We start from the raw sequence: 16,099 nt of genomic DNA, 5'->3' as shown, positions 1-16,099 counted from the left end.
ATGAAATTTAAACTTTATATAGCACTCGTTTTATTATTTACATCAGCAATTAATATGCAGGCATACGCTGAGGATATCGAGCTTTATGTAAATAAAGATGCTAACTCAGATGAAAAACCGCGAGTATTATTAATTTTTGATACCTCCGGGAGTATGGCCTTTTCTTCAAGTACAGGGGATGACTGTGGGCAAAAGTATTATAATGGGCCATATATCCTTTGTTCTGATAGCAGGCTTGAAGCTGCTCAAGAGGCTATGAGTAAAGTAGTCGATGATAATAAGGATTCAATCGATTTCGGATTAATGCGCTTTAACGGGACCGATGGTGGCTATGTATTAAATGGAATTGGTAGCCCTGCCTCTGATATTGACGCATCTATAGCATCACTTCCAGCTAGCGGTGGAACGCCTCTCGCTGAAACTTTATGGGAAGCATATTTATATATTACAGGAAAAGAGTTGGACTATGCTCTTCTGGTAGATCGAGATAAAAGAGACACAGGTATAGAATCTGCAATTATTACTCAAGAACAAGTTCAAAGATGCGAAGATGTTCCTTATAAATATTGGAGTAGATGGTACGGAAGATGGGTCTGGGGGACTAAAAAGGAATGCACATCTGTTTTAGAAGATGTTGTTTCTAGCTATTCTTATATATCACCTTTTGCTGATAGCGCAGCTGAAGCTAAGCGTTGTGATAATTCAGTAAATATTATCTATATGACTGATGGTGATCCATCACCTAAATACAATGGTTATTATCTAAGCTCTTCCAGTGACAATGATAGTGATGGTTCTATCAGCACAGAGCATAATAAGCTTTTTGGCCGAGAGCTAACTATACAAGACTATATTGGTAGAGAACTTGATAAAGATGACTTTCGCTATGATAACTACTTACACCAATTGGCTAAAATTATTCATGGAACAGACGACACTGTTGTCGATCTGTACCCATCTACTCCCGAGATAAATGAAACGGGTCGTTTATATACGATTGGATTTGGTTCAGGAATGAGCACCGAAGGTCAATATCTGTTAAAGCGAGCTGCTGAATTAGGCGGGGGAGAAAACTTACCAGCAAGTACACCAGATGAATTGTCTCAGTCGCTAAATAATGCTGTAGCAGCGATTAGACAGGAAAATAGTACTTTTACATCCCCTTCTGTTGCAAGTAATAATGTAGATCAAACGCGTAGTCGAGACGCCATATACTTAGGTATGTTTTATCCTGAAAAGCATACTAGATGGCGTGGTAATCTAAAAAAACTGAAATTATCAGGTAACAAAGTTATTGATTCCAAAGATATAGAAGCGTTTGATAGTGATGGCCTTATAAAGACGAGTGCGCATACATTTTGGAGTCCTGATGGAACTTCCGATGGTAGCTCTGTAAAAGAGGGTGGAGTCAATGCTGCATTAATAAGTAGTGACAAAGCTCGTAAAATACTTACAAATGCAAATACTAATACATTATTAGACTTTAATTTTAATAAGATTAAAAATGCCTATGGCAATAAGCAAAAAGCAGCGGTTGCTTTTGATGTTGATAAATCTGACTTAAAAAATATTATTAACTGGGCTCGCGGGTATGATAATAAACAAAATAGCGAATCTGACGCTTTACGCGATGATATATTTGGTGACCCACTGCACTCAAAACCAGTTGCGATAGACTATGGTAACGGTGACATTCGTATTCTAATTGGTACTAATGCTGGCTTTTTACATATGTTTAAAGATGATGACACTAACAATAAAGTTAGTGAAAGTTGGGCGTTTATTCCATCTGAACTATACAAAATTATTGAACCTCTTCGTGATGAACATAGTACTAAAGAATACGGCATAGATGGACCTATTAGTGTTTATTTCAACAATAAGAGCCTTAATGGTGAAGGTTTAAATGATGGAACTATTAACGCAACTAAAGGTGACCAAGTCTGGGCTGCTGTAGGTATGCGCAGAGGTGGTCGTAATTATTATGGTTTGGATATTACAAAGCCAGACTCTCCAAGTTTAATGTGGACTATTAAAGGCGGTGAAGGGAAATTTAAAAACCTTGGCCAAACGTGGTCTAAGCCCCAAGTTGCTTATATAAAATCAAAAGGAAATACTCCCCTTTTAATATTTGGGGCTGGTTATGATACCAATAAAGATTCGAATGACGCCGATAACGCTAATGTAAAAACTGAGGACGAAGTTGGCCGCGGCATTTATATCGTTAATGCAAAAACAGGTGAAAAAGTTTGGATTTTAGCACCTAAGGGAGATGCATCTAAGGATGCCGAATTTAAAGGAAAATATAGTATTGCTGCTGATGTAACGTTATTGGATTCTAATTATGATGGCTATACAGACCGGATATATGCGGCAGATACTGGTGGAGGTATCTGGCGTATAGATATATCAGATGAAGGAAAATTTAGTCATTTTCAGTTAGCAGATCTTGGTATTCATGCCGATAGACGCTTTTTTTACAAGCCCGTGGTGGCGAGAACTATGTTTAGTAAAGTAACTATTAAAGATGGTGTAGTCACTCGATTAGATACACCTTATGATGCAATTGTGATTGGTAGTGGTAATCGTTCAAATCCTAATGGAGAAGGCACTGCTGATGAATTATTTATGATTAGAGATGAAAATACAGTTACTAAATTATTCGAATCTGCGCCTAAAGCTATAACGCATAGTATGTTAATGGAGATGAATGATGATGAATTTGGCAGCGCTTTAAATAGTGTAACTGAGTTTGTAAAATTAGAAGATGAACTTGCGAATGATTTTGTTGGGTGGCGTTATAAACTCGCTACTGGTGAAAAGTCGTTAGCTGCGGCAACCGTTGTTGGTGGCGTTGCTTATTTTACATCTTTTACTCCGACGTTGGATTCATCAATTAAAAATCAATGTTCATTAAGTGGAGGAGGGGGCTCTCTTTACGCATTTCATTTGCACTACGGTACTAAAGTTTATGACGATCTGAAATTTGCTACAAGTACAGAGGTGCCAGATACGCCACAACTTTATTTTGGTTCTTCATGTGCAGATAGTGATGATAACGGAAAGTGCGATGATGATCCTGATGAGGAAGTAAAAAGTCAGTTTTATCTAATTGGGCCGGGTATCAAAGGTGAAAATGCTGAAAACCCGCTCCAACCACTTGAAATTACAGGCCCAGGATTAAAAGTTGTAGATGATAAAATACAACTTGTTAATGACAAAGCATTAGGGTTTGGTTTTAAAACTCAGCAAACTTATATATATAAGCGTGAAGAGAATGATGAAAATATACAGAATGAAGACGATTAAGGAGGCTTAAATGATAAAAAAACAACGTGGTTTTACCTTAATTGAGCTGATGATAGCCGTTGCTATCGTCGGCATACTTGCAGCAATTGCGCTGCCTAATTATACAGAATATGTAAAACGTGCCTCACGTGCAGAGGCAGTTGCAGCATTATTAGATGCAGCAAACAAGGAAGAGCAGTATTTTGTTGATAATAGGGAATATACAGAGAAATTTACAGATTTAGGGTTGCAAGACAAAACCGAGAATAAACATTTTGAATTAACGATTAAAGTGACCGATAAAAATGCTTTTACAATCACTGCTAAACCCGTGGCAGGGCCGGTAAAAGGAGATGGTGATTGCACCGAGCTATCTATAACTGATATAGGTACTAAAGGCGCGCAAGGGGCAAAAACAAACGAAGGAAAGGATGTTGACTACTGTTGGGGAAGATAACTAGAGTTACTTTTTCTGGCATTTATCAGTTGATTTAATACGAATTCTACCCGTTTGACTTACAGATAAAGCCAATCCTTTGAGATTGGCTTTATCGCTATTAGGGCAATATATAAAAGTCCCATTTTGGAAGCCATTTAATGACCCGTCAGGACGAAACGTAATAGCGCTACGGGGGTACTCTAAAGTATCGGCATCATGAACATCCTCGAAAGTGCTTAAGAGTAGTTCATCATCATCTAACGAGGTTGATTTATCTTTGTCGATAAAGAGTGACATTTGGCCATTCCACTCGTCTTTTGTACATTGACTGTCTTTTAGTGCACAAAGCGTGACGTAAGTAGCATTTTCAATTGCATAAAGGCGGCCATAATTTATATTTCGGTGTAGCAGATTCACATGGTTATCTAATCGGTTTTTAGCCAATAAGTCTGGATAAAACCACATCGATAATTGACTGATTACACTGACAACAGTAATTGATACCATTAATTCGAGAAGTGTCACTCCCTTGTTTTTTGATATTGATAATCTCATCCTTGAAGACCTGAGTTAATAAATGATTAACTCAGTCTAGTAAATGATACAAATATGGCAAGATAAGTTTGTATGTTTTTTAGTCGCACGTTTCGTCAGTATCACCAAGATAAAAAGCTGTACCAGAGACAGATACGCTAAGTGCTTTATTGCTTTTGTTATCACTATTAGGACAATAAATAAAACCGGTCAACTCATCAACTTCTGGGTCGATAAGATTTGTTGTAATTCGTCCGCTAGTATCAAAACGAAGATAGCTATCACCCGTGAATTTTATTTTGTCATTAGAAGACACATCCGACATTACGCGCAGTAGGCTATCATTTGCACTATCATAGTTATCATTATTATTAGCATCTATAAATAAGATCACAGTATTAGTTGAGCCCCACCCACTTTTACATGTGAGATTGGAAGTGCCAAGATTTTTTGCACTGGGAACAGGACACACAATGACTATTTCATCTGTACTTGCTGCTTGAGAGCGTGCATAGCTAATATTTCTTTTTAATTCCAACAAAAAGTTCTCAGCTCTATTTTCTTCTAGCATATCGCTACTATTCCAAATCGCAATTGATGCAATAATGCCAACGATAGCAACGGTTACCATGAGTTCTAAAAGGGTGAACCCGTTTTGTTTGTTTTTCATATTAATCTCATTTACTGCTAGTCATTTAAGTATAGCTATTTTTATATAATAAATTATACCATGATCGGTTGTTTTATCACCGTAATTCAATTGCTTTGTTTGCTATGAACACTATGATTGTCTAAAATCGAGGCAACTGGAGCTTTCAAAAGTAATCAATATGAAAAAAATAGAAGCAATTATTAAACCTTTTAAGTTAGATGATGTGCGTGAAGCGTTGTCTGATGTAGGTATTACGGGGATGACGGTAAGCGAAGTTAAAGGCTTTGGGCGTCAAAAAGGTCACACTGAGCTATATCGTGGCGCAGAGTATATGGTCGATTTTTTACCTAAAGTAAAACTTGATATTGTATTGACTGATGAAGATGTAGACCGTGCAATTGAAGTTATAGTAAAAACGGCGCAAACAGGAAAAATCGGTGATGGTAAAATATTTGTCACAGATGTTGAGCGTGTAATACGTATTCGTACTGCAGAGGAAGATGAAGAAGCGATTTAAGCTTGTTTTTCTATGTAGTAAAAAGGCGCTTAGTAAGCGCCTTTTTTATTTAGTGCTTTTATTTAGTTCTTTTATTTAGTTTTCGTGTTTGCTTTGCGTGCTCACTAAGCTCAGTTAAACCTAATTGGTCGTAACTTTTCTCCATCATTTCAAGCGCGGGATCTAAGTAACTGCTTTGTGAATAATGCTCAACAACAAACTTACCTCTATTAGCGGCAGCTAAATAAGCTTCACGTTCGTAATAGTAAGTTGCTACTTTTAATTCATAACGTGCCATGCGGTTTAAAAGCCACACTAAACGACGCTTAGCTTCAGGCGCGTAATCACTTTTTGGAAAACGTTTTACTAATGTCGATAAATCTGTAAATGCAACACGAGTACGGTTAGCATCACGGTCGGCTCTATCTACACCAAAGTACTCTTGGAACGCATTTTTATCTGCTTTAATGTTTACTAAACCACGCATGTAATACATGTAGTCTAAGTCTTTATGATTTGGGTTTAAGCGAATAAAGCGGTCAATGGTTGCAAGCGCTTGTTCAGTATTACCTGATTGATAATGTGCATAGACTAAGTCCATTTGTACTTGCTTAGAGAATGGGCCAAACGGGTAGCGAGAGTCTATTGCACTCAAAAGTTCAATTGCACGAGCATATAAACCAGAATCTAGCGTTTCTTTTGCATCTTCATATAAAGCGTGTGCAGACTTATTCGGTACACGTTGAATGTCTTCTTGGTCTGGAGCAGACGAACAAGCGCCTAAACTAAGTACAGAAACTGAAAAAACAATGGCAAATGCACGTTTCCCTATTTTATTTATCATTTTATTTGTTACCTTCGATGTCTTCGGCTAGGCCAAGTCGGTAAAACCGAGTAAACTATGCGTATTATATTATGCTTTTATTAAAAGCGATTCTAACCCAGTCGAGCAAAGCTTGCACTGGTAAATTGGGTAAAGTTACTAATGTCAGAGCAAATTTCTCTTCAAGCCGACGTTCCAACCGAATTAGGTGGTAAACGTCTAGACCAAGTATTAGCACAATTGTTCCCTGATTATTCACGTTCTCGTATAAAAACGTGGATTTTGGATGATAAAATCACTGTAGACGGTGAAATTTTCAACACTCCACGCGAAAAGCTACTAGGTGGTGAAGTTGTAAGTGTTGAAACAACAATTGAAGCACCACGCGAATATGAAGCACAAGATATCAAATTAAACATTGTTTATGAAGACGATGATATTTTGGTAATTAATAAACCAATGGGCCTAGTGGTTCACCCAGGTGCGGGTAACCCTAATGGAACAGTGTTAAACGCATTGCTACATTACTACCCTGAAATAATTAACGTGCCACGCGCAGGTATTGTGCATCGTTTAGATAAAGACACGACCGGTTTAATGGTTGTAGCTAAAACGATTCCAGCACAAACGCATTTAGTAACAGCGCTGCAAAAGCGTGAAAACTTTACGCGTGAATATGAAGCACTGTGTAATGGTACTATGACTGCAGGTGGTATGGTTGAAAAAGCGATTGGCCGTCATCCTACTCAGCGTACGCATATGGCCGTACATGAACTAGGTAAACCGGCAATTACACATTATCGTGTTGCTGAAAAATTCCGTGCTCATACTCGTTTACGTCTGCGCTTAGAAACAGGCCGTACTCACCAGATTCGTGTGCACATGGCGCATTTAAATCATCCGCTAATTGGCGATCAATCTTATGGCGGCCGTCCGCGTCCACCTAAAGGTGCAACACCTGAGTTATTTGAGTTACTTCGTAGCTTTAGACGCCAAGCACTACATGCTGTAAAATTGAGCATTGCGCATCCAATCACGGGTGAAATGATGACATGGCAAGCACCTATCCCAGACGATATGGTTGCTATGACACATGCACTACGTGAAGATACTAAAGCTAATCCTGATATCGATAGATAATGCACTTATTGTCAGCGACATGGCAAAACCTTCATAAAGTAGGAACGTTAAGTACTACTTGTGGAGGTGGTGTTTCAAAAACCCCATTTAAAAGTTTTAATTTGGGATTCCATGTTGGAGATAATCAAGATCATGTATCAAAAAACCGCTCACTATTAACCAAACACTTACCTAAACCTGCCGTGTGGCTAAATCAAGTTCATAGCTCTGATGTTGTTATTGTTGATGAACATTTTGACTCTAATAAGTTACACAATGCTGATGCGCTTTATACTCAGTTATTAAATCAGCCTTTGGCTATCATGACTGCCGATTGCTTACCTGTTTTATTAGTGAGTGATGATGAAAAGGAAGTTGCAGCTATACATGGCGGCTGGCGAGGGCTTGAGCAGGGAATTATTAAAAATACTTTAGAATGTTTTAGCTCAAAGTATGAAAATATAAATGCTTGGCTAGGGCCTGCAATTGGGCCAACTCAATTTGAGGTTGGGGCTGAAGTGCTTGAGTTATTTCAAAAAAGGTCTTCTTCATTTATTCAAGCATTTACACCACAAGCTAATGGCAAATATCTTGCTGATATTTATGGCATTGCGCGTACTTTACTTACCCAGCAAGGCGTTAAAAGTATTACAGGCGGCGACTATTGTACAGTCTCTCAAAGTGACTTATTTTTTTCTTATCGACGGGATGGACAAACCGGACGTATGGCAAGTTTGATCTGGCGCAAGTAATTAGCACCTTTAGCTATTATATTTCTCTCTACACCTTGAACAAACACCTAAACATACCCATTAATTAAGCAATTAGATTATTTAATAGGTAACACCATGCGTTTAGATAGATTTACAAGTAAATTTCAATCTGCGCTTTCTGATGCGCAATCGCTAGCCCTTGGCCGCGACCATCAATTTATTGAACCCGTACATTTAATGTACTCATTACTGCAGCAAAGCGGCTCCAGTGTGCGTGCGTTATTTGCCCAAACGGGGGTCAGCGCAGATGAACTTAACACCAAGCTTTCTCAAGAAATAGAAAAACTATTTAAAGTAGAAGGCGTAGGTGGCGACGTGCAGCTATCAAATAATATGGCTTCACTTATTAACCTATGTGACAAGTATGCGCAAAAACGCAAAGACAAATACATATCAAGTGAATTGTTTGTACTGGCAGCATGCGACGATAAAGGTCCACTTGGCGATATATTCAGATCGTTAAATATTACCTCCACTAAAATTGAAACCGCAATTAAAGCGATTCGCGGTGGTCAAAAAGTTGATGACCCAAATGCCGAAGAAACACGCCAAGCGCTTGAAAAGTACACGATTGATCTAACTGAGCGAGCAGAGCAAGGTAAGCTTGACCCTGTTATTGGTCGTGATGACGAAATTCGCCGCACGATTCAAGTACTACAACGCCGTACTAAAAATAACCCTGTATTAATCGGTGAGCCAGGTGTTGGTAAAACAGCAATAGCAGAAGGTTTAGCACAGCGTATTATTAATGGTGAAGTACCTGAAGGATTAAAAAACAAACGTGTTTTATCGCTTGATTTAGGAGCACTAGTTGCGGGCGCTAAATATCGCGGTGAATTTGAAGAGCGTTTAAAATCAGTGTTAAACGAATTGGCTAAAGAAGAAGGCCAAGTCATTTTATTTATTGATGAAATACACACTATTGTGGGTGCAGGCAAAAGTGATGGCGCAATGGATGCGGGTAATATGCTAAAACCAGCTTTAGCACGCGGTGAGTTACACTGTGTTGGCGCAACCACGCTTGATGAATACCGTAAATATATAGAGAAAGACGCAGCACTTGAGCGTCGATTCCAAAAGGTACTCATTGAAGAGCCGTCGGTTGAAGATACCATTGCAATATTGCGTGGCTTAAAAGAGCGATATGAGCTACATCATTCAGTAGAAATTACTGATCCCGCGATAGTTGCTGCGGCGCAGTTATCTCACCGCTACATTAGCGATCGTCAGTTACCAGATAAAGCAATTGATTTAATTGACGAAGCGGGGTCTTCGATTCGATTACAAATTGATTCAAAACCAGAGTCGTTAGATAAGCTTGAGCGTCGTATTATCCAATTAAAATTAGAAGATAATGCACTTGCTAAAGAAAAAGATGAGGCGAGTCAAAAACGTCGCACTGAAATGCAAGAGTTGATCACCGACCTTGATGGGCAATATCGTGAGCTAGACGAAATTTGGAATGCTGAAAAAGCATCACTTCAAGGTACACAAGTAATTAAAGCCGAGCTTGAACAAGCAAGATTAGATTTAGATGTAGCGCGAAGAGCAAGTGATTTACAGCGTATGTCAGAGCTGCAATATGGGCGAATTCCAGAGCTTGAACGAAAACTTGATTTAGCCTCACAAGCCGAAATGCAAGAAATGACTCTGCTTAAAAACCAAGTAGGTGAGGATGAAATTGCTGAAATTTTATCTCGCTGGACAGGTATTCCTGTTGCAAGAATGCTACAAGGTGAGCGTGAAAAGCTGCTGCAAATGGAAGATAAGTTACACAGTAAAGTAATAGGGCAAGATGAAGCGGTCGTTGCTGTTGCTAACGCAATAAGACGCTCACGTGCAGGACTTGCAGATCCTAATCGCCCAATTGGTTCTTTCTTGTTTTTAGGTCCAACTGGTGTGGGTAAAACCGAGCTTACAAAAGCACTGGCTGGTTTTATGTTTGATACCGAAGATGCCATGGTGCGTATCGACATGTCTGAGTTTATGGAAAAGCACTCAGTTGCACGCCTAGTGGGCGCACCTCCAGGTTATGTGGGTTATGAAGAGGGCGGTTATTTAACAGAAGCTGTTCGTCGTAAACCTTACTCAGTTATATTGCTTGATGAAATAGAAAAAGCACACCCAGATGTGTTTAACATTTTACTGCAAGTGTTAGATGATGGCCGATTAACTGACGGACAAGGTAGAACCGTTGATTTTAAAAATACGGTTATTATCATGACATCAAATTTAGGCTCAGATATTATCCAAGAACAAGCGGGTAATAATGACTATACGACCCTTAAAGCTAAAGTAATGGAAGTATTGATTAATGAGTTTAGACCTGAGTTTATTAACCGTATTGACGAGACTGTTGTATTCCACCCGTTAGCAAACGAGCATATAAAAGAAATAGCTGATATTCAGTTAATGAAATTACGTGAGCGTTTAACAGAGATGGGGTATCTGCTTGAAATAAGCGATGCTGCACTTGAGCGAATTGCAGCAAGTGGGTTTGATCCTGTGTACGGTGCACGCCCGCTTAAGCGTGCTATTCAGCAAACGATTGAAAATCCGCTAGCACAAAAGCTACTTAATGGGGACTACATACCAGGTAGCGTGATTGTTATTGATGCAAATGACGACGCTTTGGTATTTACCAAACGCTGATTATAAATAATTAAACTCTAAAGCCGCTAAAATAGCGGCTTTTTTATGTCGACTATATTGCTAGGTATTAAACTTTAAAGGTTAGTAATAAATTGTTCACTCTACGTGAGCCTTCAACAAGCTCAGCTGCACCTTTTGCCACATTAAAGCTTAAACTTAAGTTGTTATCGCCAAAGTCTTTAATTTGCGAAACATTATTACTAATGTCGTTACTAACCATTTGTTGCTCTTCTGCAGCGGATGATATTTGTATTGCCAAGTGAGATATTTCACTGATTTGGATAAAAATACCCTCTAATTCAACTTGGGTTTTATCGGTTGTCAAAACACAGTTATCGGCTTGTGCTTTAGTGCTTTGCATTACTTTGGACCAGCTAAATAAAGTGTCTTGTATTTCTTTAATAGAACTATGGATTTGTGTCGTAGCATTTTGAGTGCGTGACGAAAGAGTCCTTACCTCATCTGCGACTACTGCAAAGCCTCGACCATGTTCTCCCGCTCTAGCTGCTTCAATCGCTGCATTAAGAGCAAGTAAGTTAGTTTGATCGGCAATTCCTTCTATTTCACTCATTACCTTACCAATTTTATCTGCTTCAGAGGCTAAGCTGGTGGCTGTATTTGCTGCTTGTTCTACTTGAGAAGCTAAGTCAGATACCATTTTACTATTATCAGCAATGTGGTCTTTTATCTCTGAGCAACTTTGATGGGTGTTATTCACTTTATCCGCTGTTTGAGCGGTATTTACTGATATTTCACCAATGGTAGAACTCATTTGAGTCATCGCTGATGCAATTTGTTCTAAACGCTCACCTTGAGAAGAAATCCCTTTTTCGGTGAGTGTTGATTGTTTGTCTAAATCAGTTGCGATGCCATTAAAGCTTAATGTTGAGTCTTTCATACGGCCAAGGACTGTGCGCAATTTTGCACTTAGCATTTGCTCTCTATAATCACTTACACTGTGCGGTGTATGGCCGCTGTAAATATAACGAGAGATTGAATCGGCTTTTGCTTTTTGTTCGCGTAATATTTTAGGGGTAACAATGAGTTCGTCATAATTTAGCACAATAACTAAAGCACAAATAAATAGGCTAATTGCAGCAATGGTGATTGATGCCGCAACAGCAATAAAAATCAGCCAAAATAATAGGCTTATAAAAGTAAGGCTTTGTCGTATTGTGGTGTGTTCTCGTAGTTTAAATAATGACTTGTTGGTATTTATTTTGTTGTAAAGTGTTTGTGCACGTTGCTTAAGTTGAGAGCTTGCTTTGGTTCTTACAGATTGATAACCAACAAGTCGGCCATGTTCAAAAATGGGGGTTACAAAGGCATCTACCCAGTAATAGCGGCCATCTTTACAGCGGTTTTTAACCATACCGCGCCACGAGTGTTCTTGTTTTAATGTTGCCCACATTTCTTTAAAGGCTGCTTTTGGCATATCAGGGTGGCGCACGATATTATGATGCTGACCGATAAGCTCTTGTGCGCTATATCCTGCTACAGCACAAAACGCTTGATTGACGTATGTTATTACACCTTTAAGATCAGTAGTGGAAACCAGCTCTTGTGATTCATCAAAGTATACTTCTTCATTTTTTAAGCTTTTATCATTGTGCATTATATTTATTATCATCCTTTATTGTTGCAGTCATTATATTGCTTACACCCTACAAAGCAAAAAATAGCGTCCTTCCTTCTATGCTCATAAGACAAATAATTGTATTTATTGATCTAGATCAAGTTTAAATACCGGACAGCTAAATTGAACTGATTTTGCATAAGTTCCGGTCTATTACTTTAAGCTGATATTTTACTTATTTGATTTATAGTTAAATACGTATTTAAAGCATTTGTATAATGCACATAGCAATGGCAATATTACGACTTAATATAATGATGTTGGTCATATTAAGTGCATGTATAAAGTGGGGAAATAATTATTAAATTTGAAAGTTATATAGTTCTTAGCAATTTATACCAGTTGCATTAAATAAGTGATCTATTATAGCGCTAAGAAAATAGCACAATAGCAAGGCGAAAATTATGACATATAGTTGTTCTATATGAGTAATTTTTAACGCAGTGAGTGCGCTATTTAATGCGATAGAATGATCATATTTTCAATAAAAATTGGTATTAATCTTGAGTCTAAGTAATTAGTCCCCATAACCTTATGATTAAGCCACGTGGCCCGAGGAAAGATTTTTTGACAACACATGATTTAGCTAACGCACTTGAAGCGTTATCAGTAAATGAGCACCAACATGCAGTTAAAGGCATTAAACGTGGCATAGAGCGAGAGTCGCTAAGAATACAAGAGAATGGTGCTATATCACCTAAAGGTCATCCAAAAGGGGTGGGCAGTGCATTAACTAATGGCCATATCACAACTGATTTTTCTGAATCTTTACTTGAATTTATTACTCCAGTTAGTGAGTCGTCAACGCAAACTCTTAAGCAATTAAAAGATCTTCAAAAGTTCACTCTAGAAAAGATGGACGATGAACTGCTTTGGCCTATTAGTATGCCATGCTTTATTGAACACCAAGATGATATTGTTTTAGCTCAATTTGGTAGTTCAAATACTGGTCAAATGAAAACACTATACCGTAAAGGATTAAAAAATCGTTACGGAAGTATGATGCAAGCAATTGCAGGTGTTCACTTTAATATTTCATTCCCAGATACGCTTTGGCAATCGCTTCATTCGTTACAACAAAGTAATGCAAGCCTTCAAGATTTTATTTCAGAAGGTTATTTAGCGCTTATTCGTAACTTTAAACGCGAACTATGGCTAATAAGTTACATGTTTGGTGCATCGCCAGCATTGTGTAACTCATTTTTACAAGGTCGAAAAACCGATTTACCATTTAAAAAACTAGGTAAAGGTACACTTTACTTAGAAGTTGGTACGGCACTGCGTTTAGGCAATTTAGGTTATACAAATAGCGCTCAGTCGTCACTACGCGTAATGTATAACTCGTTAGATGAATATGTAGCAGGCCTTAAAAAAGCAATCAACACACCATCAGAAATTTATGGTGATCTTGATGACTACAAGAGTGAAAACCCTAAGCAGTTAAATAAAAATATTCTGCAGATTGAAAACGAATTTTACTCGCCAATTCGTCCTAAGCGTAATGCTAAAAGTGGCGAAACGCCAACGGATGCACTGCTTCGAGCAGGCATTGAATATGTAGAAATTCGCGCATTAGACGTTAATCCGTTTAGCGAAGTTGGTATTGATATTGAGCAAATTCACTTTTTAGATGTGTTTTTAACGTATTGTTTATTAAAAGATTCAGCTCCAATGGATTGGAAAGAACAAGCACGCAGTACTGAAAACCTCGACACAGTAGTCAATCAAGGTCGAGAAGAAGGGCTAATGCTTAACTTTAATAACACACAGCGTAGTCTTCAGTCGTGGGGCGATGAAATATTTGCACAGCTCACTGATGTCGCTAAATGGATGGATAATGCTTATGGTGTTAATTATTACTCCGATACTATAAAGCGCATGGCTACGTGGGTGCATAATCCAGAGCTTACTTATTCTGGACGTTACGTGTCGCAATTAAAAGAGTCTGGTTTAGACAACGGTCACTTTGCACTAGCACTGGCTAATAAATACAAACAAAGTCACGCAGACACTGATTACAGTGAGTTTTTAAAGCCTTGGCTGGAACAACAAGTTGTAGAGTCTAACGAAGCACAAACTGCAATTGAGCAAGCAGATACTCAGTCATTTACCGCCTTTTTAGATGCGTATTTTAGCGGTAAATAATCCTAATACTTAGTAAAATTTAAGCAAAAAAAACGCAGCCTAAGTAGGCTGCGTAAATATATATTCAGGGATGAACTAATGCTGTACTGCTGCATTCATTGAGTCAGACCCACACTTTTTAGAAAAGTTCTGTGAGATCTTAGAAAAATGAAAAAAAATGCAATTATTTTATCTCTTGCCATTACTTTAGCTGGTTGTGCAACAGCGCCTCCAAAGCAACCTAACGATCTATGTAAAATCTTTGAAGAAAAACCTGATTGGTATTTTGACGCAAAAGATGCGCAAGAAAAATGGGGTTCTCCTAAGCATGTACTCATGAGTATGATGTATCAGGAAAGCTCTTTTAAGCATGATGCTGCTCCGCCTATGGAGTACTTCTTATGGATAATTCCAACCGGTCGCGCAAGTGATGCTTATGGTTACTCACAGGCTAAAACACCAACATGGTCAGATTATATTCGTGAAACAGGCAACAATGGTGCTGATAGAGACGACTTTGACGATGCAATCGACTTTATGGCGTGGTTTGTTTATAAAACGCATAAAGTAAATAAAATCTCTAAATGGGATGCTTACGCACAATACCTTAATTATCATGAAGGTTGGGGTGGCTATAAGCGTGGCACATATAAAAAGAAAAAGTGGTTAATGGGTGTAGCAAACAAAGTTAAACACAGAGCGAGCCGTTATGGCGCGCAATTAAAGCGCTGTGAAGACGAGCTTGATAAAGGTTGGTTTGAACGTCTTATATTTGGCTAGAGAGTTATTAATGGATATAAAAAAGGAGCCAATCGGCTAATGCCGATCAGTTAAGAAAATGACCGGTTGACCGATCCAAACGATCATGCAAAATCCGTAGTTAGGAAACTAACTACGGATTTTTTGTGAATATAGAACAAGCACTGCAAGCAACACTTGAAGAAAGCAGCCGATACCATACCTTTGAAAAATTATCAGAAATTCTTGACCCTGAAATCATTGAACAAGGTTTTCAACAAGCAGGGATTGCAACCGTTCGTAAGCGAAGATTACCGCTTGAAGCCGTTTTGTGGTCAGTTATTGGCATGGCATTGTTTCGAAAAGAATCAGTTTGGAATATCGCTAATAAGCTAGATATCATGTTACCTGGCAAGAACCAACTCGTTGCTCCAAGTGCGATGGTACAGGCGAGACAAAGGTTAGGTGATGATTCCGTTAAACACGTTTTCAATAAATCTGCTCAATCAATGTATAAGCAACAGTCATTCGAAACATGGAATGGTTTGAACCTATTAGCTGTTGACGGTGTTGTGTGGCGAACAGCCGACACGCCTGATAATCGTAAAGCCTTCTCTTCAGGTAGCAACCAATACGGTGATACAGCCTTTCCTCAAATACGCATGGTCTGTCATATGGAATTGACCAGCCATCAACTTCTCAGTAGCGAGTTTGATAACTATAAAACCAACGAGATGAAATTAGCTGAGCGTTTAATTGAACGTACACCAGATAATTCACTGACTATGTTTGATAAAGGATATTATTCTTTAGGCCTGTTAAACC

13 protein-coding genes are annotated in these 16,099 nt (G+C 38.5%); 9 read left to right on the top strand and 4 right to left on the bottom strand.

Going from position 1 to position 16,099, the window contains the following annotated elements; genetic code table 11:
- Together QT16_RS05900 and QT16_RS05895 are read left to right on the top strand one after the other, a co-directional pair.
- Positions 1 to 3,309: a PilC/PilY family type IV pilus protein gene (locus QT16_RS05900; RefSeq protein WP_039487069.1), complete on the top strand. Its 3,309-nt coding sequence runs from the start codon at positions 1 to 3 to the stop codon at positions 3,307 to 3,309.
- Positions 3,310 to 3,319: 10 nt separating this feature from the next.
- On the top strand, positions 3,320 to 3,745 hold the full coding sequence (locus QT16_RS05895) for a type IV pilin protein (protein WP_039487067.1): 426 nt from the start codon (positions 3,320 to 3,322) through the stop codon (positions 3,743 to 3,745).
- A 6-nt stretch (positions 3,746 to 3,751) separates the two neighbouring features.
- On the opposite strand, the gene QT16_RS05890 is transcribed toward QT16_RS05895, so the two are convergent.
- Both QT16_RS05890 and QT16_RS05885 read right to left on the bottom strand, forming a co-directional pair.
- Entirely contained in the window at positions 3,752 to 4,282 is a 531-nt protein-coding gene (locus QT16_RS05890) for a GspH/FimT family pseudopilin (RefSeq protein WP_039487064.1), read from the bottom strand.
- A gap of 79 nt (positions 4,283 to 4,361) precedes the next feature.
- A complete protein-coding gene (locus tag QT16_RS05885; RefSeq protein ID WP_039487062.1) occupies positions 4,362 to 4,931 on the bottom strand; it encodes a GspH/FimT family pseudopilin in 570 nt (189 codons plus the stop codon).
- Between the two features lie 160 nt (positions 4,932 to 5,091).
- Here QT16_RS05885 and glnB point away from each other — a divergent pair, with 160 nt between their 5' ends.
- Positions 5,092 to 5,430 (top strand): nitrogen regulatory protein P-II, encoded by a 339-nt coding sequence (gene glnB, locus QT16_RS05880; protein WP_002962211.1) that lies wholly within the window; start codon positions 5,092 to 5,094, stop codon positions 5,428 to 5,430.
- A gap of 58 nt (positions 5,431 to 5,488) precedes the next feature.
- On the opposite strand, the gene QT16_RS05875 is transcribed toward glnB, so the two are convergent.
- Entirely contained in the window at positions 5,489 to 6,253 is a 765-nt protein-coding gene (locus tag QT16_RS05875; RefSeq protein ID WP_002962210.1) for an outer membrane protein assembly factor BamD, read from the bottom strand.
- A 141-nt stretch (positions 6,254 to 6,394) separates the two neighbouring features.
- Between QT16_RS05875 and rluD the strand changes: the two genes are divergently transcribed.
- The 3 genes from rluD to clpB all read left to right on the top strand — a co-directional run bounded on the left by rluD (position 6,395) and on the right by clpB (position 10,776).
- Positions 6,395 to 7,372 (top strand): 23S rRNA pseudouridine(1911/1915/1917) synthase RluD, encoded by a 978-nt coding sequence (gene rluD / locus QT16_RS05870; protein ID WP_002962209.1) that lies wholly within the window; start codon positions 6,395 to 6,397, stop codon positions 7,370 to 7,372.
- Complete coding sequence (gene pgeF / locus QT16_RS05865) at positions 7,372 to 8,103, top strand: peptidoglycan editing factor PgeF (protein WP_039487058.1); 732 nt, start codon at positions 7,372 to 7,374, stop codon at positions 8,101 to 8,103. Before rluD ends, pgeF begins: the two co-directional genes overlap by 1 nt.
- 96 nt (positions 8,104 to 8,199) lie before the next feature.
- Entirely contained in the window at positions 8,200 to 10,776 is a 2,577-nt protein-coding gene (clpB, locus tag QT16_RS05860) for an ATP-dependent chaperone ClpB (RefSeq protein WP_039487056.1), read from the top strand.
- A gap of 67 nt (positions 10,777 to 10,843) precedes the next feature.
- Here the strand turns inward: clpB and QT16_RS05855 are convergent, their stop codons facing one another.
- Positions 10,844 to 12,391: a methyl-accepting chemotaxis protein gene (locus QT16_RS05855; RefSeq protein ID WP_039487054.1), complete on the bottom strand. Its 1,548-nt coding sequence runs from the start codon at positions 12,389 to 12,391 to the stop codon at positions 10,844 to 10,846.
- A gap of 588 nt (positions 12,392 to 12,979) precedes the next feature.
- Here QT16_RS05855 and gshA point away from each other — a divergent pair.
- From gshA to QT16_RS05840, 3 genes are all read left to right on the top strand, one after another.
- Entirely contained in the window at positions 12,980 to 14,557 is a 1,578-nt protein-coding gene (gshA, locus tag QT16_RS05850) for a glutamate--cysteine ligase (RefSeq protein WP_039487051.1), read from the top strand.
- 147 nt (positions 14,558 to 14,704) lie between these two features.
- Positions 14,705 to 15,316: a transglycosylase SLT domain-containing protein gene (locus tag QT16_RS05845; protein ID WP_002962200.1), complete on the top strand. Its 612-nt coding sequence runs from the start codon at positions 14,705 to 14,707 to the stop codon at positions 15,314 to 15,316.
- Positions 15,317 to 15,447: 131 nt separating this feature from the next.
- Positions 15,448 to 16,099: IS4 family transposase (locus tag QT16_RS05840; RefSeq protein ID WP_238719420.1), on the top strand; the 652-nt coding region annotated here is incomplete at its 3' end.

Source organism: Pseudoalteromonas distincta (assembly GCF_000814675.1).
In the GTDB taxonomy this organism is placed as follows: domain Bacteria; phylum Pseudomonadota; class Gammaproteobacteria; order Enterobacterales; family Alteromonadaceae; genus Pseudoalteromonas; species Pseudoalteromonas distincta.
This window is presented reverse-complemented; position numbering and strand designations above follow the sequence as displayed.

Bases quoted from the DNA above. Each gene is read 5' to 3' on its own strand.
- QT16_RS05900 (WP_039487069.1), top strand. From the start codon at position 1: ATGAAATTTAAACTTTATATAGCACTCGTTTTATTATTTACATCAGCA.
- QT16_RS05895 (WP_039487067.1), top strand. From the start codon at position 3,320: ATGATAAAAAAACAACGTGGTTTTACCTTAATTGAGCTGATGATAGCC.
- QT16_RS05890 (WP_039487064.1), bottom strand. From the start codon at position 4,282: ATGAGATTATCAATATCAAAAAACAAGGGAGTGACACTTCTCGAATTA.
- QT16_RS05885 (WP_039487062.1), bottom strand. From the start codon at position 4,931: ATGAAAAACAAACAAAACGGGTTCACCCTTTTAGAACTCATGGTAACC.
- glnB (WP_002962211.1), top strand. From the start codon at position 5,092: ATGAAAAAAATAGAAGCAATTATTAAACCTTTTAAGTTAGATGATGTG.
- QT16_RS05875 (WP_002962210.1), bottom strand. From the start codon at position 6,253: ATGATAAATAAAATAGGGAAACGTGCATTTGCCATTGTTTTTTCAGTT.
- rluD (WP_002962209.1), top strand. From the start codon at position 6,395: ATGTCAGAGCAAATTTCTCTTCAAGCCGACGTTCCAACCGAATTAGGT.
- pgeF (WP_039487058.1), top strand. From the start codon at position 7,372: ATGCACTTATTGTCAGCGACATGGCAAAACCTTCATAAAGTAGGAACG.
- clpB (WP_039487056.1), top strand. From the start codon at position 8,200: ATGCGTTTAGATAGATTTACAAGTAAATTTCAATCTGCGCTTTCTGAT.
- QT16_RS05855 (WP_039487054.1), bottom strand. From the start codon at position 12,391: ATGCACAATGATAAAAGCTTAAAAAATGAAGAAGTATACTTTGATGAA.
- QT16_RS05845 (WP_002962200.1), top strand. From the start codon at position 14,705: ATGAAAAAAAATGCAATTATTTTATCTCTTGCCATTACTTTAGCTGGT.